The organism is Chryseobacterium sp. ISL-6, assembly GCF_018613715.1.
Taxonomy (GTDB): Bacteria; Bacteroidota; Bacteroidia; order Flavobacteriales; family Weeksellaceae; genus Chryseobacterium; species Chryseobacterium paludis.
The window spans coordinates 516,982-537,511 of the sequence record NZ_JAGGPT010000001.1 but is presented as its reverse complement, the minus strand read 5'-3'; the positions used below and the strand labels follow the sequence as shown (position 1 = coordinate 537,511).

22 protein-coding genes and 1 tRNA gene are annotated in these 20,530 nt (G+C 33.6%); 21 read left to right on the top strand and 2 right to left on the bottom strand.

Annotated elements, in window-relative coordinates; translation table 11 throughout:
• The first annotated feature begins 52 nt into the window (after positions 1-52).
• Positions 53-247 carry a type II toxin-antitoxin system antitoxin gene (locus J7E44_RS02535; protein WP_214825307.1) on the top strand — a complete coding sequence of 65 codons (195 nt, stop codon included), beginning with the start codon at positions 53-55 and terminating at the stop codon, positions 245-247.
• Positions 248-400: 153 nt separating this feature from the next.
• Here the strand turns inward: J7E44_RS02535 and J7E44_RS02530 are convergent, their stop codons facing one another.
• Positions 401-595, bottom strand: coding sequence for a hypothetical protein (locus tag J7E44_RS02530; RefSeq protein WP_214825305.1), 195 nt, complete (start codon positions 593-595; stop codon positions 401-403).
• 133 nt (positions 596-728) lie between these two features.
• Between J7E44_RS02530 and amaB the strand changes: the two genes are divergently transcribed.
• The 12 genes from amaB (at position 729) to J7E44_RS02470 (ending at position 13,235) form a co-directional block, all read left to right on the top strand.
• Positions 729-2,279 (top strand): L-piperidine-6-carboxylate dehydrogenase, encoded by a 1,551-nt coding sequence (gene amaB / locus J7E44_RS02525; protein WP_214825303.1) that lies wholly within the window; start codon positions 729-731, stop codon positions 2,277-2,279.
• A gap of 88 nt (positions 2,280-2,367) precedes the next feature.
• Positions 2,368-3,693, top strand: coding sequence for an L-lysine 6-transaminase (gene lat / locus J7E44_RS02520; RefSeq protein ID WP_214825301.1), 1,326 nt, complete (start codon positions 2,368-2,370; stop codon positions 3,691-3,693).
• A 61-nt stretch (positions 3,694-3,754) separates the two neighbouring features.
• Positions 3,755-3,985, top strand: a complete 231-nt coding sequence (locus tag J7E44_RS02515; protein WP_214825298.1) for a DUF2007 domain-containing protein — start codon at positions 3,755-3,757, stop codon at positions 3,983-3,985.
• A gap of 154 nt (positions 3,986-4,139) precedes the next feature.
• Complete coding sequence (locus J7E44_RS02510; RefSeq protein ID WP_214825296.1) at positions 4,140-4,652, top strand: GNAT family N-acetyltransferase; 513 nt, start codon at positions 4,140-4,142, stop codon at positions 4,650-4,652.
• 114 nt (positions 4,653-4,766) lie between these two features.
• Positions 4,767-5,222, top strand: coding sequence for a transcriptional regulator (locus J7E44_RS02505; RefSeq protein WP_214825294.1), 456 nt, complete (start codon positions 4,767-4,769; stop codon positions 5,220-5,222).
• 1 nt (position 5,223) lies between these two features.
• Positions 5,224-6,408: an efflux RND transporter periplasmic adaptor subunit gene (locus J7E44_RS02500; RefSeq protein WP_214825292.1), complete on the top strand. Its 1,185-nt coding sequence runs from the start codon at positions 5,224-5,226 to the stop codon at positions 6,406-6,408.
• Positions 6,408-9,554, top strand: coding sequence for an efflux RND transporter permease subunit (locus J7E44_RS02495; RefSeq protein ID WP_214825290.1), 3,147 nt, complete (start codon positions 6,408-6,410; stop codon positions 9,552-9,554). The genes J7E44_RS02500 and J7E44_RS02495 overlap by 1 nt, the downstream gene beginning before the upstream one ends.
• 91 nt (positions 9,555-9,645) lie before the next feature.
• Positions 9,646-11,061 (top strand): efflux transporter outer membrane subunit, encoded by a 1,416-nt coding sequence (locus J7E44_RS02490; RefSeq protein ID WP_214825288.1) that lies wholly within the window; start codon positions 9,646-9,648, stop codon positions 11,059-11,061.
• A 144-nt stretch (positions 11,062-11,205) separates the two neighbouring features.
• Positions 11,206-11,700 carry a GNAT family N-acetyltransferase gene (locus J7E44_RS02485; protein ID WP_214825285.1) on the top strand — a complete coding sequence of 165 codons (495 nt, stop codon included), beginning with the start codon at positions 11,206-11,208 and terminating at the stop codon, positions 11,698-11,700.
• Positions 11,700-12,179, top strand: coding sequence for a MarR family winged helix-turn-helix transcriptional regulator (locus J7E44_RS02480; RefSeq protein WP_214825283.1), 480 nt, complete (start codon positions 11,700-11,702; stop codon positions 12,177-12,179). The genes J7E44_RS02485 and J7E44_RS02480 overlap by 1 nt, the downstream gene beginning before the upstream one ends.
• 578 nt (positions 12,180-12,757) lie before the next feature.
• A tRNA-Ala gene (locus J7E44_RS02475) sits at positions 12,758-12,831 on the top strand.
• 26 nt (positions 12,832-12,857) lie between these two features.
• The gene (locus J7E44_RS02470) at positions 12,858-13,235 is read left to right on the top strand and encodes a membrane lipoprotein lipid attachment site-containing protein (protein ID WP_214825281.1); all 378 of its coding nucleotides are present in this window, start codon (positions 12,858-12,860) and stop codon (positions 13,233-13,235) included.
• A 71-nt stretch (positions 13,236-13,306) separates the two neighbouring features.
• Here J7E44_RS02470 and J7E44_RS02465 read toward each other — a convergent pair whose 3' ends face one another.
• On the bottom strand, positions 13,307-13,957 hold the full coding sequence (locus J7E44_RS02465) for a hypothetical protein (protein ID WP_214825278.1): 651 nt from the start codon (positions 13,955-13,957) through the stop codon (positions 13,307-13,309).
• Between the two features lie 153 nt (positions 13,958-14,110).
• Here J7E44_RS02465 and J7E44_RS02460 point away from each other — a divergent pair, with 153 nt between their 5' ends.
• The 8 genes from J7E44_RS02460 (at position 14,111) to J7E44_RS02425 (ending at position 20,508) form a co-directional block, all read left to right on the top strand.
• Complete coding sequence (locus J7E44_RS02460) at positions 14,111-14,680, top strand: C40 family peptidase (RefSeq protein WP_214825275.1); 570 nt, start codon at positions 14,111-14,113, stop codon at positions 14,678-14,680.
• A 41-nt stretch (positions 14,681-14,721) separates the two neighbouring features.
• Complete coding sequence (locus J7E44_RS02455; protein ID WP_214825272.1) at positions 14,722-15,048, top strand: LytR/AlgR family response regulator transcription factor; 327 nt, start codon at positions 14,722-14,724, stop codon at positions 15,046-15,048.
• Positions 15,049-15,157: 109 nt separating this feature from the next.
• On the top strand, positions 15,158-15,520 hold the full coding sequence (locus tag J7E44_RS02450; protein WP_214825269.1) for a DUF2255 family protein: 363 nt from the start codon (positions 15,158-15,160) through the stop codon (positions 15,518-15,520).
• 173 nt (positions 15,521-15,693) lie between these two features.
• Positions 15,694-16,506, top strand: coding sequence for a 2,3,4,5-tetrahydropyridine-2,6-dicarboxylate N-succinyltransferase (locus tag J7E44_RS02445; RefSeq protein WP_214825267.1), 813 nt, complete (start codon positions 15,694-15,696; stop codon positions 16,504-16,506).
• 27 nt (positions 16,507-16,533) lie between these two features.
• Positions 16,534-17,703 (top strand): glycosyltransferase family 87 protein, encoded by a 1,170-nt coding sequence (locus J7E44_RS02440; RefSeq protein WP_214825265.1) that lies wholly within the window; start codon positions 16,534-16,536, stop codon positions 17,701-17,703.
• Between the two features lie 4 nt (positions 17,704-17,707).
• Complete coding sequence (locus J7E44_RS02435) at positions 17,708-18,637, top strand: glycosyltransferase family 2 protein (protein ID WP_214825263.1); 930 nt, start codon at positions 17,708-17,710, stop codon at positions 18,635-18,637.
• Entirely contained in the window at positions 18,638-19,414 is a 777-nt protein-coding gene (locus J7E44_RS02430; RefSeq protein WP_214825259.1) for a polysaccharide deacetylase family protein, read from the top strand.
• Entirely contained in the window at positions 19,411-20,508 is a 1,098-nt protein-coding gene (locus J7E44_RS02425; RefSeq protein WP_214825256.1) for a glycosyltransferase family 4 protein, read from the top strand. The genes J7E44_RS02430 and J7E44_RS02425 overlap by 4 nt, the downstream gene beginning before the upstream one ends.
• Positions 20,509-20,530: the final 22 nt, after the last annotated feature.

The window sequence follows — 20,530 nt, the reverse complement described above, 5'->3', positions numbered from 1 at the left end:
AAGAAGACTCGAAATTTAAAAGAGTCTTTGTTTGAAATTTTAAAAATAAAAAATGAAACCTCAAAAATCTCAAAATTCTTCCGAAAGCACTCAAAAAGGCAAAAAATCCTTTGTGATAAGGATCGAAGAATCTACTTACAAACTTCTGGAAAAATGGGCAAATGATGAATTCAGAAGTGTAAATGGACAAATTGAGTATTTGCTTCATCAAAATCTTGTTGAGTCCGGAAGAAAGAAAAAGGAATAGTTAAAAGTGAAAACTCAAATCGTAAAGTTGCAGAATTGATATAGGAAATTATTGATTTTTATCCGCTTTGTGATTAATAAAAGAAAACTTAACTAAAGCATAGTAAAAAAGCAGGGAAATTTTCTCTGCTTTTTTATTTTATGAATAACCTTATTAATCAAATAAAGTAGTAAAATACGTGCTAATAATAGTCCAGAAATTCTTTCCCAGGAAATAGATCAGTGTAGAAGTTATAATCCCTTTTACAGTAAAAAATATAATCCCTCCGATCCCAAAACGCTTAACCCATTGTTTCCATTTTGAAGTATCCTCTTTTTCGGGTTCGTTTATTGGTTTCTTATTTTCCATTTCTGAAATTAAAATATTGGTATTACAAAGATAAGCATGTTTATAATTAGTCCAAATAAAAACGCAACGAAAATTAAAATTTTGGGTTTCGCATAATATTTTTATCTTTAGAGAAAACGAAAAGGAATATTTTATGTCTAAAAAAGTCAAGGATTTCGGTATCGAGAAATCGCTTAAAAATCTAGGTATTAAAGATGATAACAAAGGAACTTCCGTAGGTGGAAAGTACTTTGCATCAGGAAAAATAATAGAAAGTTATTCTCCTGTTGATGGAAAATTAATTGCTAAAGTAAAAACTTCAAATGAAGCTGATTATGAAAAGGTAATTCAATCTGCTCAAAAAGCATTTCAGGAATTTAGAATGATCCCATCACCAAAAAGGGGAGAAATTGTAAGACAGTTAGGTCTAAAATTAAGAGAATATAAAGATGATTTAGGGAAACTTGTTTCTTATGAAATGGGAAAATCTCTACAGGAGGGTCTTGGTGAAGTTCAGGAGATGATTGATATTTGTGATTTTGCTGTTGGTTTATCAAGACAGCTTCACGGGTTTACCATGCATTCTGAAAGACCAGGTCACAGAATGTATGAACAATATCATCCACTGGGAATTGTAGGAATTATTACAGCATTTAACTTCCCGGTAGCTGTTTGGGCTTGGAATACAGCATTATCTTGGATATGTGGAAACGTAACCATTTGGAAGCCTTCTGAAAAAACACCTTTCTGTGCAATTGCATGTCAAAATATTTTAGCTGAAGTTCTTAAAGAAAATAACCTTTCTGAAGGAATTTCAAGTGTGATGGTTTCTGATCACGAGATCGGACAAAAACTAGTTGATGACAAGCGTGTTTCATTAATCTCTTTCACAGGTTCTACAAGAGTAGGAAGAATGGTTTCTTCTAAAGTTGCTGAAAGATTTGGTAAATCTATCCTTGAGCTGGGAGGAAATAATGCCATTATTATCTCTAAAGATGCTGATATCGATATGTCGATCATTGGTGCTGTTTTCGGAGCTGTAGGAACTGCGGGTCAGAGATGTACATCTACGAGAAGACTGATTATTCATGAAGATGTTTATGATGAAGTAAAAAATAGATTGGTAAAAGCATACGGACAGTTAAAAATCGGAAATCCATTAGATGAGACTAATCATGTTGGACCACTAATTGATAAAGGTGCTGTTACTCAATATGAAGATTCAATCAAAAAATGTAAAAAAGAAGGTGGGAAGTTCATTGTTGAAGGAGGTGTTCTAAGCGGTAAAGACTATGAGTCTGGATGTTATGTAAAACCATGTATCGCTGAAGTAAAAAACTCTTACGAAATTGTACAACATGAAACTTTTGCTCCCATTTTATATTTAATAAAATACAAAACTCTTGAAGAAGCAATTGCTATTCAAAATGATGTTCCTCAGGGATTGTCTTCTGCAATTATGACTCAAAATTTAAGAGAAGCAGAATTATTCCTTTCTCAAGCGGGTTCAGACTGTGGAATTGCGAATGTAAATATAGGAACTTCTGGTGCTGAGATTGGAGGTGCTTTCGGTGGTGAAAAAGAAACAGGAGGCGGTAGAGAATCGGGTTCAGATGCTTGGAAATATTACATGAGAAGACAAACGAATACGATCAACTATACGACAAGTCTTCCTTTAGCACAAGGAATTAAGTTTGATATTTAATTAAAACATTTAAAATCATTTAAAGATTGAAAAATGTATATATTTTAATTAAATTTTTTTCAATCTTTAATCTTTCAATCACAACAATATGGAACAGACAATTGATATAAAAGCAAATAAAGTTAAAGAGACTGTAGGAAAACACGTACTGGCAGACGGTTTTGATTTCGTAATGGATATCGAAAAATCTCATGGTTCATGGCTGTATGACAGACTTACAGATAAAAAATTTCTAGATATGTTTTCGATGTTCGGTTCAGCATCTATCGGATACAATCACCCTTACCTTGTAGGGAAATCAGAATGGCTAGGAAAAATGGCGGTTAATAAACCAACGCTGGCAGACGTATATTCAGAGGAATATGCTCATTTTTTAGAGGTTTTTGAAAGAGTAGTTATCCCCGAAGAATTACAATTAGCTTTCTTTATTGAAGGTGGTTCTTTAGGCGTTGAAAATGCAATGAAAGCATGTTTTGACTGGAAAACACGTAAGAATTTTGAAAAAGGACTTCAAACTGAAGCTGGAATTTGTATTCACTTCAGACAGGCATTCCATGGAAGAAGTGGTTATACATTAAGTTTAACAAATACTTCTGATCCTAGGAAATATCAATATTTCCCAATGTTTGAATGGCCAAGAATCCTTAATCCAAAATTGAGCTTTCCAATCACTGAAGAGAATTTAGAGGAAACGATCAAAAATGAAAGATTAGCGCTATTGCATATCGAAGAAGCTATTATTTCCAATCCTGACAAAGTAGCTTGTATCATTATTGAACCTATTCAGGCTGAAGGTGGAGATAACCATTTTAGAGATGAGTTTTTTGTTGAATTAAGAAAACTGTGTGATCAGAATGAAATTCTTTTAATCTTTGACGAAGTACAAACCGGTATTGGAATTACGGGAGAAATGTGGGCTTTCCAACATTTTACTGCAAAACCAGATATTATTTCTTTTGGTAAAAAAGCACAGGTATGTGGAGTTTTAGCGAATAAAGAGAAATTTGACCAGATTCCTAATAATGTGTTCAGAGAAAGTTCAAGAATTAATTCCACTTTTGGAGGGAATTTTATCGATATGCTTCGTTTCCAATTGGTAATGGAAGTTATTGAAAAAGAAAATCTTGTGGAGAATGCTAAGCTGGTAGGTGAGTACTTATTAGAAGGCTTACAGAATTTAGCTCAGAAGTATCCTGAAAAAATTTCCAATGCAAGAGGAAGAGGATTAATGTGTGCTATAGACCTTCCTTCGGGAGAGCAGAGAAACCATTTAATTAATGAACTTTTCAATGATGGTTTAATTATTTTATCGTGTGGAGATCAATCGATTCGTTTTAGACCACATCTGAATGTTTCCAGAGAAGAAATTCAGCTTGCTTTGGATAAAATAGAAAATAATATTAACAAAATTTAAAACCACAGATTTGTAATTTTGGAAAAATCTTACTATATTTAGATTTCAAAAAGGATAAAATATGGAAAGAAGTACGCGAGTATCAGTTTTTGAAAGTGATAATCCTTCAGAAATTCAATTGATCAAATCTAAATTAGATGACGCCCAAATCACAAACACTGTTGAAAATAATTATTTAACTTTTACGACAACGCCAACAGCGACATCACTAAAAGTTATGGTGGATTTAGAGGATGAGAAAAAAGCATTCGAAATTATTGACACTTATATACAACAAAGTGCAAACCAATAAAAGAATTTCATAATTTTAAATTTTACTACTTCGAACCGAAAATTAATTTAATTAGTTTTCGGTTTTTTTATTTAAATTTAATGCTAAGGAAATATAAATGATTTAAAATAATCCTATTTTTTGTCTTTTAAATTTTTTCAACAATTAAAAATATATGACGCAGCAAGTTAAATTCAGGAAGGCAGAAATTAAAGACAGAAATATCATTTGGGAAATTATCCAGCAAGCTATAGAAAGGAGGAAGGCGGATGGGAGTACCCAATGGCAGAATGGATATCCTAATGCTGATACTGTAGAAAGTGATATTGCCAAAGGTTTTGGATTTGTACTTACAGTAGATGAAGCTGTTGCAGTATATGTTGCTTTAATATTCAATGATGAACCTGCTTACAGCACGATTGAAGGAGCCTGGCTAAGCAATGGTGAATTTGTGGTTGTACACAGAGTAGCCGTTTCCGAAGAATTTGCAGGACAAGGTTTAGTTAAGAAACTTTTTGAACACATAGAAGATTACACAAAATCCCAAGGGGTTCAAAGTGTAAAAGTAGATACCAATTACGATAATATTGCCATGCTGAAGATTCTTGAGAAACAGGGATACTCCTATTGTGGTGAAGTCGTTTTAGCAGGCGGCGTAAGAAAAGCATTTGAGAAGATTATAATTTGAGTAAAAAGTTAAATCAACTTCCATTGAATTTTTAAAACGCTATGTATTTATAAACTCTATTGAGTTTGTTCGTTTAGTTCTGAACTAATTTATACTTTTGTTCAAATTTAAATTATGCATCAAAGTATAGAAGTTGATGAAAAAGTTTTTCAAGATGCTGTGAAATTTTATGGCAGCTCTTTGAATATACCACCATTAGCTTCAAAAATCTATTCCTACCTCATTTTCGATTTTGAGAAAGTAGGAATTACTTTTGACGAATTTGTAGAGGTACTCTCTGCCAGTAAAAGTTCCGTTTCCACCAGTATTTCATTGTTGCTAAACTCACAGCTTATTATAGATCTTAATAAGATGGATGAGAGGAAAAGGTATTTTTTTATTAATGATGAACATATGAAGATAAGATTTGAAAAAATAGTACAAAGATTACAAGACGAATTAAAATTATTAAATGATTTAAACAACTTAAGAAAAGTAAAAGATGAAGACTACAATGAAAAACTTACAATTTATAAGGCGCTATTAAACAAAAATATTTCAAATATTCAGGAATCTATTAATAAACTATAAAATGACAAATAAACTAATTATACTTTCTGTTGCAGCTATTTCTTTGACGGCCTGCAAAAAAGAAGCTCCGAAACAGGATGGTGCAAAGCCTTATCCTGTAATTTCGGTTGAACAAAAAAATATCATTGGATATCAAACGTTCCCTGCGAGTATACAAGGTAGAGTAAACAATGATGTAAGAGCTAAAATTCAGGGATATATTACACAGCTTTTAGTTGATGAAGGACAATACGTAACGAAAGGACAGCCTTTATTCCGTTTGGAAACAAATATATTAACTGAAAATGCAGCTGCAGCAAAAGCAGGAATTGGCGCTGCCGAATCTACAATTGCAGCGGCACAGGCTTCAGTAAATGCAGCTCAGGTAGAAGTAAATAAACTAAAACCTTTGGTTGCGAAGAATATCATCAGTAACGTTCAATTACAAACAGCACAAGCTAATTTAGCACAAGCTCAGGCACAATTACAGCAGGCTATTGCTTCAAAACGTCAGGCAAGTGCTAATTATAAAGGAGTAGAAGCGAATATCGAATATTCTATTATCCGTGCCCCTATTTCAGGAGTTATCGGAAAGCTTCCTTTGAAAGTAGGTAGTTTGGTAGGTCCGACAGATCAGACTCCGCTAACAACGATTTCTGATACTTCTCAGGTTTTCGCTTACTTCTCAATGAATGAGAAGGAATATTTTGACTTTCTGGAGAAATCTGTAGGTGCAACTATGCCGGAAAAAATCAAAAATCTTCCCATGGTTGATTTACAGTTGGCTAATGGAAGTCTTTATCCTGAAAAAGGAAAGATCGAGGCCATTACCGGGCAAATTGATCCAACTACAGGAACTATTCAGTTCAGAGTGGCGTTTTCAAATGCTCAAAAATTACTAAGTAATGGAAATAGTGGAACAATTAGATTACCTAAAGCTTACGATAATGTTTTGGTAGTGCCTGAAAGTGCTACCTATGAACAACAGGGAATTGTTTACGTTTATAAAGTAGAAAAAGACACTGCTAAGAATGTAGTTGTCAGTGTAATTGACAGAATTGATAACATGGCGTTATTAAAATCAGGAATAAATAAAGGAGAAGTAGTAGTTGCAGCAGGTATTGGTGGATTGAAATCAGGAACTGCTGTAAAACCAAAACCTGTAAAAATGGATAGCCTGGTTCAATCTATAAAACCGAAATTCTAATGATAAAAAACTTTATTAACAGACCGGTTTTATCCACTGTTATATCAATATTAATTGTTATACTCGGTGTTTTAGGCCTTATTTCATTGCCTGTCACCCAATATCCGGATATTGCACCTCCTACAGTAAGTGTTACAGCGAACTATACGGGAGCCAATGCGGAGACTGTAATGAAAAGTGTAGTAGTTCCTTTGGAAGAACAGATCAACGGGGTAGAAGGAATGGATTATATTACTTCTTCAGCTGGTAACGATGGTTCTGCAAATATCCAGGTTTTCTTCAAACAAGGAGTTGATCCGGATATTGCAGCGGTAAACGTACAGAACCGTGTAACAAGAGCAACACCATTGCTTCCGAGTGAAGTAACGCGTTCAGGGGTTGTTACTCAGAAACAGCAGACCAGTGCCTTGATGTATATGTCCTTCTATTCTGAAAATAAGGATCTGGATGATGTATACCTTCAAAATTTCCTGAATATTAATATTATTCCTAATATTAAAAGGATTAATGGTGTAGGAGATGCCACTGTTTTTGGTGGGAAAAACTATTCTATGAGAGTATGGTTGGATCCTGCAAAAATGGCAGCGTACGGAGTAACACCGGATGACGTTACAGGAGCTATTAATGAACAAAGTAGAGAAGCAGCAGCTGGGTCCATCGGACAAAACAGCGGTAGCTCTTTTGAGTACATCATTAAATATGTTGGTAAATTCAACGAAAAATCTCAATATGACAACATCATTATCAAGTCTCTAGGAGACGGACAGAATTTGATGCTTAAGGATGTTGCAAAAGTTGAATTAGCCGGGCAATCTTATACAGGAATTGGGGAAAACGGAAACAGTCCCTCTATTAGTATGGGATTCTTTCAGACACCGGGTTCTAATGCTCAGGAGATCATTAAAAATATTAAAATCTATTTAAAATCAGCTGAAGGAACTTTTCCTAAAGGGATAAAATATACCTTTAACTTTGATACTAATGAATTCTTAGATGCGTCTATTGAAAAGGTTGTTCATACCTTAATTGAAGCGTTTATTCTAGTATTCATTGTGGTATATATTTTCTTACAAGATTTCAGATCCACTTTGATTCCGGCCATTGCAGTTCCGGTATCTATTGTAGGAGCATTTTTCTTCCTGAATTTATTTGGATATTCATTAAACCTTTTAACCTTATTTGCACTAGTACTAGCAATTGGTATTGTGGTGGATGATGCGATTGTCGTCGTCGAGGCCGTTCATGCCAAGATGGAACATGGTATTTCTGATGCTAAAAAGGCAACTGTAGAAGCAATGGATGAGATTACAGGAGCTATTATTTCAATTACATTGGTAATGGCATCCGTATTTATTCCGGTAACCTTTATTACAGGTCCTACAGGGGTATTCTACCAGCAGTTTGGTATTACGCTTATTGTTGCGATTATCATTTCTGCTGTTAATGCATTAACGTTAAGTCCGGTTTTATGTTCATTATTCTTGAAACCTCACTCTGAACATCATAAAGAATACAAGGAACTGAATTTCCTTCAGAAGTTTTTCTATAAATTCAATATTGCTTTCAGAACAACTACTGAACGTTACGGAAGAGGATTCGTTTTCTTGTTAAGACATAAGTGGGTTACTCTGATCATTTTTGCTGTTACAGGAGGAATCTTATTCTGGGCAAGCTCAACAATGAAAAAGGGTTTTGTACCTACCGAAGACCGTGGAATTATCTTTACCGATGTACAGCTGCCTCCGGGAGCTTCTATGGAAAGAACATATAACGCATTGAAAACACTACAGGCCAGTGCAATGAAAATTCCGGGAGTGCAGAATGTCACTATTTCAACAGGTAGAGGATTTTTATCAGGAAACGGAAGTAACAATGGTCTTGCATTCATCAAATTGAAACCTTTCGATGAAAGGAAAAAAGATAATCTGACTTCTGAAGATATCACGAAAAAGTTATTTGGAATTTCTGGAAATGTACCGGATGCTAAAATCGTATTCTTCCAACCACCAAGTGTACCTGGTTTTGGTAACAGTGCTGGGTTTGAGATGGTATTACTTGATAAGTCGGGTGGTGAATATGCAGCTCTTGATGATAAGACCAATGAATTCATTGGTAAGCTTGTAGAAAGACCCGAAATCGAATTTGCACAAACCTCTTTTAATACAAAATATCCGCAGTATCAAATGGAAATTAATGTTCCATTGTCTAAGCAATTAGGAGTTTCTGTAAGTGATATCCTAAGTACAATGCAAGGGTATATCGGAGGGATTTATACGGCTGACTTTACGAAATACGGGAAACAGTTTAGAGTAATGGTTCAGGCACTTCCTGAGAACAGAAAAAATATAGATAATCTTAATGAACTATATGTAAAAACAGGTTCAGGAGTAATGTCGCCAATTTCACAGTTTGTAACGTTAAAAAAGGCATACGGGCCACAATCTGTTAGCCGTTATAACTTGTTTACATCCGTGAAAATCACTGGTGGTAACTCTCAGGGATTCAGTTCAGGGGATGCTATTACTGCAGTACAGCAAGTAGCAAAAGAAACCCTGAATCAGAATTATGATGTAGAATTTACTGGATTAACGAGAGAGGAATTGAACTCAGGATCTCAAACATTACTAATTTTCGGATTAAGTTTGATCTTCGTTTACTTTATCCTTTCTGCTCAGTACGAAAGTTATATTCTTCCGTTAATTGTTGTGATCTCACTTCCTTTAGGGGTAATGGGGGCTTACTTTGGACAAAAGATCATGGGCTTGGAAAATAATATTTATTTCCAGATCGCCTTGATCATGTTGGTTGGATTGCTGGCGAAGAATGCTATCTTGATTGTCGAATTTGCTGTTCAGAGAAGGCACCATGGTGAAACCATTGTAATGTCTGCGATCAATGCTGCGAAAGCGAGATTAAGACCAATTTTGATGACCTCTTTTGCTTTCATCTTTGGATTATTGCCATTGGTATTAGCAAGTGGTATCGGAGCGGTAGGTAACAGATCTATTGCAACCGGTGCAGCAATCGGGTTATTGATAGGAACAGTATTAGGACTTATTGTGATTCCTGTGTTGTATGTGATTTTCGAAACACTGCAAGAAAAGATCAAGCCTATTAAAAGAGAAGACATCAATTTAGCAGAATAAAATATAGATTAGAAAGGTTAGAGGTTAGATATTAGTCTAAAATCTTAAATCTAGCTTCTAACCTCTAATTTCTAACTTCCAATTTTTAAAAATGAAAAGTTTATTAAACATCATAAAAGGAATAACTTTTTCAGCTTTCGTACTGGCTGCCATCTCATCTTGTATGGCAAGAAAAGACTATGAAAGACCGAAAAATGTTGTGGACGAAAAGCTTTTCCGTACGGATATGCTTCCTAAAGACAGTGCATCTATCGCAGATATTTCATGGAAAGAAATTTTCACAGATCCAATATTGCAGGGACATATTTCAAAAGCTTTAGAAAATAATTTAGATATTAGAATTGCTTTGCAAAGTATTGCATCTGCAGAAGCTTATTTAAAGCAGAGTAAAGCAGCATATCAACCCACTGTTTCAGTTGGACCTAACTACACATTTCAGACCCAGTCTATTAATACACAGTTTGGTCAGATCATTGGAGAAAGAAGGTATGTCAACCAATTTGATATTACAGCAAGTATTGGCTGGGAAGCTGATATCTGGGGTAAATTGAAAGCACAGGAAAAAGCTCAGCTAGCAAGTTATTTAGGAACTGTTGCTGCCCATAAAGCAGTAAAGAGCAGTCTCGTAGCATCTGTGGCATCTGCTTATTACCAATTGCTGACTTTTGATTCACAAAAGAAAATTATTCAGGAAACGATTGACGTTCGTGAAAAAAATCTGGAAACAACAAAAGCTTTAAAAGAGTCAGGAACGGTAACTGAAGTTGCAGTTCAGCAAAGTGAGGCACTTGTTTTTAATGCCCAATCATTACTAATCGATATTGATACACAAATTCAGTCATTGGAAAATACAATGAGCTTATTAATGGGAGAGCCTTCTCATGCAATCGAAAGATCGACTTTAGAAAACCAAAGCCTTCCAAATGATATAAAATTAGGATACCCGGCTCAATTATTAGCTAACCGACCTGATGTTATGAAAGCAGAGTACAACCTGATGAATGCTTTTGAACTGACAAATTCAGCAAAAGCACAGTTTTATCCTACTTTAAAACTAACAGGAACAGGGGGAGTTCAATCAGTAGATATTGATCACTTATTTAGTGTCAATTCATTGTTTGCTAACGTTGTTACAGGACTGGCACAGCCGATCTTAAACAGAAGAACGATCAAAACTAATTACGACGTTAGTTTAGCGAATCAGGAAACAGCTTATTTAAACTTTAGAAAAACAGTTCTTACAGCAGGGAAAGAAGTTTCTGATGCAATCCGTGTTTATTCCGTTCAGGATTCTTTCATTGATTTGAAAAGAAAAGAACTGAATGCTTATAAGAAATCAGTTGACTTCTCTCAGGAATTGGTTAACTATGGTATGGCCAACTATCTTGAAGTGTTGAATGCGAGTGTGAATTCATTGAACGCTGAATTGAATATTTCAAATGCTCAATATAACAAAATGAAAGCTAGTGTTGACTTATATCAGGCTCTTGGAGGAGGCTGGAAATAATAAAACGATGAGTCAGAATAAAAGACGTATGCAGAATTGCATGCGTCTTTTTTATTTCATAGATAGAATAATTAATCAATATTATACAATTTAATTTGCATATATGTAGTTAACTACGTAGTTTTGTGCATTAAAGAAAAAGTGATGACATTAGAAATTCAACCCATCGGCAATACATATTCTGAGCAGGTCATAGATTTGATTCTGAATATTCAGCAAAAAGAATTTAATATTCCCATTACCATTGAAGACCAACCGGATCTTCTAAAGATAGAAAGCTTTTACAGAGAAAGAGGGGGGAACTTTTGGGGAGCCTTCATAGATGGAGAGCTTGTGGGAACTATAGCTTTAGTTAAATTTGACGACAATGCCGGAGCCATCAGAAAAATGTTCGTTAAGAAAGAATTCAGAGGCAAAGAACATCAGATTGCACAGAAATTACTGGATATTTTGATCTCTTATTGTCTTGAAAATAAGATCGATAAGATCATGCTTGGTACTGTTTCAGTATTGAATGCTGCAATGCGTTTTTATGAGCGTAACCAATTTAAAGTAATAGCTAAAGAAGATCTTCCAGCTAAATTTCCTCTGATGAATGCAGATAATATTTTTTATATACGTAATCTAAATGAAGTCTAATGAATGTTATTAACGAATCAGGTATTCTTGCTATATCCACGAGATTACAAAGGCTTAGTGAGCAGTTGCGGAAGGATGGGGCTTTAATTTATAAAGCTTTCGGTATTGACTTTGAACCTAAGTGGTTTCCAGTCATCTTTACATTGCATCATAAAAAATTACTCAGTGTTGTAGAAATAGCAAATGAGATAGGATATACTCACCCGTCCACTATTAGCTTATTGAAAGAGCTTGAAAAACAAAAAATGATCATCTCAAAAAAAGATAAACATGATGAACGGAAACGAATGATTGAACTTGCTCCTAAAGGTCTTGAACTTATAGAGAAAATGAAACCTGTATGGGAGTTGATTTCAACGGTATTGGCGGAGATAGCAGATAACGAAAATCATTTGCTGAAAGCAATTGATGAAGCTGAGGAAAAAATTGCCAATCAATCATTCTTACAGCGCACATTGCAACTTAAGAATAACAAATAGTATTACAAGATTGTAAGAATTAAAATCTGATCATTTTGAATCTATTGTAAACCCCGTTTATTCTGGGTTTGTTTGTTATTTCATGGTAATTTTCGATTTTGTCTTTCAATTTTTGTTTTTATTTATATTTTAACCTGAAGAGAGTATAAAATTAATGTGTTGATACTGCATCAGTTGAAAAAAAACTTAAAATTTTATTAAAATAATTACGACATAGGGTATAGTATTTGCAAGTAACAAAAACGCAAATGCAAACTATGCTTTAAGACGCATCAATATTGAAGTTTTCTTTACAATTGATTTTAATAAAAGCAGCACACCACATCATTTTTTTATATATTATTTAAGATAAATCTCTAGTTTTCACTAGAGATTTTTTGTTTTAAAGTAACACGGTAAAATATGATGGTTCTAAAATATTTCCAATTTGAATTATTTATCGTCTAAAAATTCACAAAATTTGTAACTATTATCCAGTTAATTGCTAATCTTGTTAAATAAAATCTAACAAACTATTTGTATATGTGCTATAAATACTTACTTTTGTACCGCTTCAGAAATTAGAAGTGAGAAACATTGGGGAATTAGCTCATCTGGCTAGAGCGTTAGACTGGCAGTCTAAAGGTGACGGGTTCGATCCCCGTATTCTCCACATATATTGGTAAAACTTATTAAACTATGAAGAAACTTTTTTTTCTTTTGTTAGCGACTTTTGCACTAATAGGATGTAGTTCAGATGATGATACGATCTATGACTACATTGGAACCTGGTCCGGAACTTATGACGGGAGTGACAAAGGAATTTGGAACATCGTGGTAGGGAGTGACGGAACTGTAAATGGAACAATGCATTCTGATACGAATAATGAGAACTACAAAATTAGTGGTCACCTTAACGATTCAGGAGAATTAAATGCTTCAGTAGGTTTACCAGCAGATGGTGATTTCAGAGGGAATTTAGGAACTGATAAAAAAGGAAGCGGAAGCTGGACAAATGAAGTTCCAACTCCTACAAGATCCGGATCATGGTCTGGAGGAAAAGATAAGCAGGAATAATATGACATTATAATATTGAAAAAGGCTACCCAATTGGTAGCCTTTTTTATTTTAATTTTTTATAGTCATTTTTAAACAAATCCCATATTTACGATTTCCCCGATATTCTTTAAAACAATAAAATAAAGAATAAGATCATCATCAGAAAAATGCTTTTCAAATTTTATACTTTCAGATTGTTGTTTCAGAGAGATGATTTCTTCAAACTTTTCGATCGAATATAAATCAAAATCCATTTTTAAAGTAACAATAATAACTTCATCAGCTTCAAATCTTTTATTTATTTGAAGGTTATTTTCCCATAGGTCAAATGAAATTGAAGCAATTGCTTCTAAATTAGGAAGTTTTCCAAATTGAAACTTCCTGAGCAAGTCTTTTCCTTCCTGTAAAGAAATACCGTTTTTTACACTACGCTTTCCTCTTCCCGATACAATATCCAAATCTTTTATTTCCGTCATCAGCTTAGCAAAGCTCTGATAGAGTAGAGGATCTTCCGCTGCCTTAATGAAAGAATCAAGTGCCTGGCGAATTGTTTTTCCCACTTTAGAACAATGCCCAAACTCAGAACTGTTTTGTCTTACTTTTTCATACGAAGGACTCTTTTTGAAAGCGTTCTTATTAAAACCACTTTTTTTCCGAACAATATTTTTTCCGTTCAGTGTATAAAAAACAAGATCTCCAACAGATCCTGTTATTTTTATTAAGCTTTCATATGTGGCCATTTTTCCAAAATTTGATTCAAATATAATGATAATTAATTAAATACAATATTTTAACATATATTTATGATATAGTTGTAGTATAGAATATTTATAATTAAAATATAAAATGTATATTTGTCAATAATTACGTACATAGGTAAAAATCAGACAGATATGACAGCAGGATTATTTATTGAAAAAAAGGGAATAAAGCAGTTAGCTGCTTTGCTGATTGCAACTTCGTTAGTGATTTCATGTGGAAGCAGTAAAAATGTTTCCTCAAAAAAGAATACAACAAAAACGGTTGCAAAATCTGAGAACTTAAGAAAATTAGATTCTAATTTTAGTGGAAAAGTCCCAAGTTCTATCAATAGTATTTTGAAAGATGCCGAAAAATATATTGGAACACCCTATAAGTTTGGTGGTAATACTTCATCAGGATTTGATTGTTCCGGTTTTACAGTGAAAGTATTTGAAGAAAATGACCAGAAATTACCAAGAAGATCTTCTGATCAGGCTGATGCCGGTAAAAAAATTGATATCAGTGAAGTGAAGCCTGGTGATCTGTTATTTTTTGCTACAGCAGGAGGTAGCAGAGTGTCACATGTTGGTATTGTCCATGATATCGGAAGTGATGGTGAGATCAAATTTATCCATGCCTCAACTTCAAAAGGGGTAATGATATCTTCGTTAAATGAAAAGTACTGGAACAAAGCTTATCTACACGCGCAGAGAGTTCTGTAAAAAAAAGCTGTATTAAAAAGTAAATGATTTAAGTAAGATAGATGAAAAACAAAACGTTTGCTTTTATTAAAACAGATAAAAGACTGATTAAGCTTTTCTTTAACGATATTATCATGATAAAAGGCCTTGGAAATTACGTTGAGATTTTCACTACCTATGATAAGAAATACATTTATTATAAAACACTTAAAGATTTAATTGAAAGTTTGCCAGATGAATTTATGCGTATTCATAATTCATATATAGTGAATCTGACAAACATAGAATCTTTCGAAAACAACCAAATCATTTCTAAAGATCTAAAAATTGCTGTTGCAAAAAGTTACAGGGATTGTTTGGTGAAAGCTTTAGACAAAATGATGTTATAAATCAATCCACATCCATATATTATCTAATAGAATAATATTTTCCACCAACTGAATAATAATATTTCATTGTATTTCCATTCATTTTAGTTTTGTGAAAAATTAAAAGATAATGAATAAGAAAAAAGCTTTACAATACATCTGTGAAAACGATATTAGTGGAATAAAAGCAGGTTTAGAACGTGAAACATTTTTAGACATCTGGATGGTGGTTGTAAATGGTAGAATTTTTGCCCGCTCCTGGGGATTTGCAGAAAATAGTTGGTACAACAGCTTCTTAAAAGATTCCTGTGGACAAATAAAATGTGGAGATATCATATTGAATATTAATGCACATATTCCCGATGATCTTGTGGACATTACTCCTTCTATTAATCAGGTCTATTTAACAAAGTATAGCACAAAGCAATATGCAAAACCAATAACTGAAGGAAAGCATGTTGAAAAAACAATGGAATTTATTGTTTGTGAATAGAGAAATTAAGTACCGGATCCTGATTATATTAAATGACTAATATTGTTAATTTCTTAATATTTGTCATTTTTTCAAACTTGTATACTACGACAAACTTTTGTACTTTTATCGCCTGAAATGACGTACCTACAGGGTCGTTACTTATATTCGAAAAAATAATTTAAATTAGAAGCATGTCGTTACAACAAACTATTGAAAACATCTGGGATAATAGAGATTTATTACAAAATGAAGAGAGCAAGAAGACCATAAGAGAGGTTATAGCTTTATTAGATTCCGGAGAACTTCGTGTTGCTGAGCCTACAGATAATGGATGGCAGGTTAATGAATGGGTGAAAAAAGCTGTAGTAATGTATTTTCCAATTCAGAAAATGGAAACTATAGAAGTAGGTCCTTTTGAATTTCATGACAAAATGCCTTTAAAGAGAAATTACGCTGAAAAAGGAGTGCGGGTTGTACCTCATGCTGTTGCCAGAGAAGGTGCATTTATTGCTTCCGGAGTAATTTTAATGCCATCATATGTAAACATCGGAGCTTATATAGATTCAGGAACAATGGTAGATACCTGGGCGACTGTAGGAAGTTGTGCACAGATTGGTAAAAATGTTCACTTAAGTGGTGGTGTTGGTATCGGTGGTGTTTTAGAACCTTTACAGGCTGCACCTGTAATTATTGAAGACGATTGTTTCATTGGTTCAAGATGTATCGTGGTAGAAGGAGTTCACGTAGAAAAAGAAGCGGTATTAGGAGCTAATGTAGTATTAACAGCTTCTACTAAAATTATAGATGTAACCGGAGATCAACCTATCGAAATCAAAGGAAGAGTGCCTGCACGTTCAGTAGTGATCCCAGGAAGTTATACAAAGCAGTTTCCTGCTGGAGAATATCAGGTTCCATGTGCACTGATCATTGGTACAAGAAAGGAATCTACAGATAAGAAGACTTCTCTTAACGATGCTTTAAGGGAGAACAACGTAGCTGTTTAAGCCTTAACTTACCTAATACGCACAATTTTGAAAGAAAAAGTTTTAAAATTCATATTAAACCCTAAATATATATTTGGGGTTTATCTTATTATATCAGTGGTTACTGCAATTTCCAAATATTTAAGAGGAGATTATGCGATCAATAATTATCTGATTTTTAAAAATGTATTCTTTAATACCATTAATCAGAAGAATTTATTTATTCATTATCCTGACCTCTATTTTGATCTAAATCATTATGGAGTTTTTTTTAGCCTCCTGATTGCTCCATTTGCAGGAATGCCCGATTGGCTTGGAATTTCTCTCTGGAATCTGATTAATACTTTTGTGTTTGTATTTGCAATTTATAAATTACCATTTTCAGATTCTAAAAAAGCAATCTTCGGATTGTTATGCCTTCAGGAATATATTACAGCCGCTTTAAGTTTACAGTTTAATGTAGCTCTAACCGGTCTTTTAATATTGTCAGCGGTCTATATTTATGAACGAAAAGAAGTGCAGTCAGCTACGGCAATATTAATTGGTGTTTTTGTGAAAATATATGGTATCGTTGGATTAACCCAGTTTTTCTTTATTAAAAATAAAACAAAATTTATTCTTTCAGGATTGGTAATTGCAGCACTATTCTTTGTCATTCCTATGATCTATTCCAGCCCGCAGTTTGTAATACAAAGCTATGCCGACTGGTTCCATTCTATTGTAGAAAAAAACAATGAAAATCAGGTATTGGGAAATATGCAGGATATTTCATTAATGGGTTTTGTTAGAAGAATTCTTGGAGATGCTTCAATTTCTAATCTTGTGTTTTTAGCTTTTGGCTTACCCCTATTTGCTTTACCTTATATTAGAATTAAACAATATAAACATTATGCCTTTCAGTTGATGATTTTAGCTTCTACTTTACTGTTTTTGGTATTGTTCAGTTCCAGTTCAGAATCTCCAACTTATATTATTGCTGTAGTGGGTGTAATGATCTGGTTTTTCCTTCAGAAAGAGAGAACACCTCTTATTACAGGACTATTGATTTTCGTGATTATTTTCACTTGTTTTTCAACTTCTGATCTATTTCCGAAATCGGTTAAAAATGATTACATCATCAAATATTCATTAAAAGCTGTACCTTGTATCGTAGTTTGGTTGAGAGTTGTTTATGAGCTTTTAACTAAAGATTTTGAAAAAAATTACAGCCTGAATTGATCATATGAAAAAAATTTCTATTGTAATTCCTGCCTATAATGAAGAGGGAAATGTGGCTATGATCCATCAAAAGATCAAAGAGGTTTTTTCTGGACTAAGCAACTATGATTTTGAAATTATATTTGTAAATGATGGCAGCAGAGACGCTACACAACAAAAACTTGAAGAATTATCCCAACAATATGATGAAGTAAAATTTATTGAATTTTCAAGGAATTTTGGACATCAGCCAGCCGTAAAAGCAGGAATGGACCTTGCCCATGGAAATGCAGTAATTTCTATGGACGGAGACCTTCAGCATCCACCAGAATTGATTACTAAAATGATCGAAAAATGGGAAGAAGGATATGATGTCGTATTAACGGTGAGAACCTATCCTAAGGAAATTTCTTTCTTTAAAAGAAAAACGTCCGATTTTTTCTATAAATTATTATCCAGCCTATCAGATGTAAATCTTACTAAAGGAGGTGGATCTGATTTTAGATTATTAGATGCCAGTGCTGTGGAAGTGATGAGACAGTTCAATGAAGATGATTTGTTTTTAAGAGGCTTAACAAGCTGGATGGGATTTAAGCAAACAGCAATTGATTTTACAGCAAACGAAAGGGTTGCAGGTGAGAGTAGTTACAATCTGAAAAAGATGGTCACCTTTGCATTTACTGGTATAACGGCTTTCAGTGTAAAACCTCTATATATAGCAGCTTATTTAGGCTTTTTATTCTCCGCAATCTCAGTATTGGGGTATGGGATTTATGTTATTCATTCTTTTGTCACCCATACTGAAATCTCTGGTTGGGCATCCCTGATTATGACGATTGTATTCTTTGGTGGCTTACAATTAATTATCCTTGGAATCATTGGGATATATTTAGGGAAGATCTTCAAACAGGTCAAAGAAAGACCTAATTATATTATTAAAAATAAAAATTTATAAATGGTTTTATTGAGTTTTGATATTGAAGAATTTGATATGCCATTAGAATATAAAGGAGAAATTCCTTTTGAAAGGCAGATTTTGATTTCACAAACAGGATTGGAAAGAATTCTTGATCTTCTTAAAAAGCATCAGGTAAAAGCTACTTTTTTTTCTACAGTAGTTTTTGCGGAAAATAGTAAACATTTAATTGAAAGATTATTGCAGGAAGGGCATGAGTTGGCTTCTCACACCTGGTTTCATTCTGAATTTGAAGAAAAGCATTTAAAAGAATCCAGAGAAAAGTTAGAAGAATTATTTTCAACAAAAGTTACCGGGCTTAGAATGCCTAGAATGATGCCTGTCAATGAAACTTCCGTTGAGCGAGCAGGATATTCTTATAATTCTTCCATTAATCCAACTTTTTTACCGGGTAGATACAATAATTTAAAAGTATCAAGAACCTATTTTAAAGAAGGTAATGTCACTCAGATCCCAGCATCTGTTTCACCCAATTTCAGAATCCCTTTGTTCTGGTTGAGCTTTCATAATTTTCCATTGTCGATCTATAAAAAAATAGCTTCAGATAGCCTGAAAAAAGATAATTACCTTAATATATACTTTCACCCCTGGGAATTTGCAGAAATTAAAGATGAAGCATTTAAACTTCCTGGGTTTACGGTGAAAAATTCCGGAAAGGATATGGTGGAAAGATTTGATCAATTTATTGGCTGGCTTAAGGATAAAAAGTATAGCTTTGGAACGTTCCAGGAATTTCAAAAAAAGATAGAATCATGAAGATTGCTTTTGATGCAAAACGTTTTTTCCATAATACATCAGGATTGGGGAATTACTCGAGAGATCTTGTAAGAATTCTTTCTCAATATTTTCCTGATAATGAATATCTTTTAATCAATAAAAATAGATCCGACCGAGGAGCAGATATTCTGCAGAATACGAATGTTCATTTTGTTGAAACTTCAAAAGGGAATATGTCGCGCCAGTTTAAAATGGGCAAAGACGCTCAAAAAGCTAATGCCGATATTTTTCATGGTTTATCAGGGGAATTACCTTTAAAATGGGACAAAAAATCAATAAAAAAAGTCGTAACGATCCATGATCTTATTTTTGTAAGATATCCTCAATATTACTCGTTTTTTGATCGTAAAATTCATTTGTGGAAATTTAAAAAAGCGGCTCAGAATGCTGATAAAATAATTGCTATTTCCGAGCAGACGAAATCTGATATTGTTCAGTATTTAAAAGTCCCTGAACATAAAATAAAAGTGGTCTACCAGGGCTGTCATAAGGCTTTTAAAGAACAGCAATCCGAAGGACTGATTCAGATTACAAAAGAAAAATTTAAGCTTCCTGAAAGATTTATTTTAAATGTGGGTACGATTGAAGAGCGGAAAAACCTTTTAAATATTGTGAAGGCAGTCAGTGGAACCGGAATTCCCTTGGTTGTGGTTGGAAGAAAAACGGGTTATTATAAAAAAGTAGAAGCTTTCATTAAAAAAAACAAGCTGGAAGAGCAGGTTCATTTCTTAGAAGGAGTTTCTATGGATGAATTAGCCGTTATTTATAAACTTGCAGATATTTTTATTTACCCAAGTTTGTTTGAAGGATTTGGAATTCCCATTATTGAAGCGCTTTTTTCAAAAACAGTCACCATAACGAGTAACACAAGCAGTCTGCCTGAAGCAGGTGGAAAAGATTCTGTATACATCAATCCGGAAAATCACTTGGATATTCAATCCAAAATACAATTTCTGTGGGACAATGAGTCTGAAAGAAAACGTCGTGCTGATAAGGGTTTTGAGTTTGTTCAGAAGTTTAATGATGAGCCTATTGCCAACGAACTGATGAATTTATATCTGGAAATTATTTAAAAAAAACTTTGATATTTAAAAA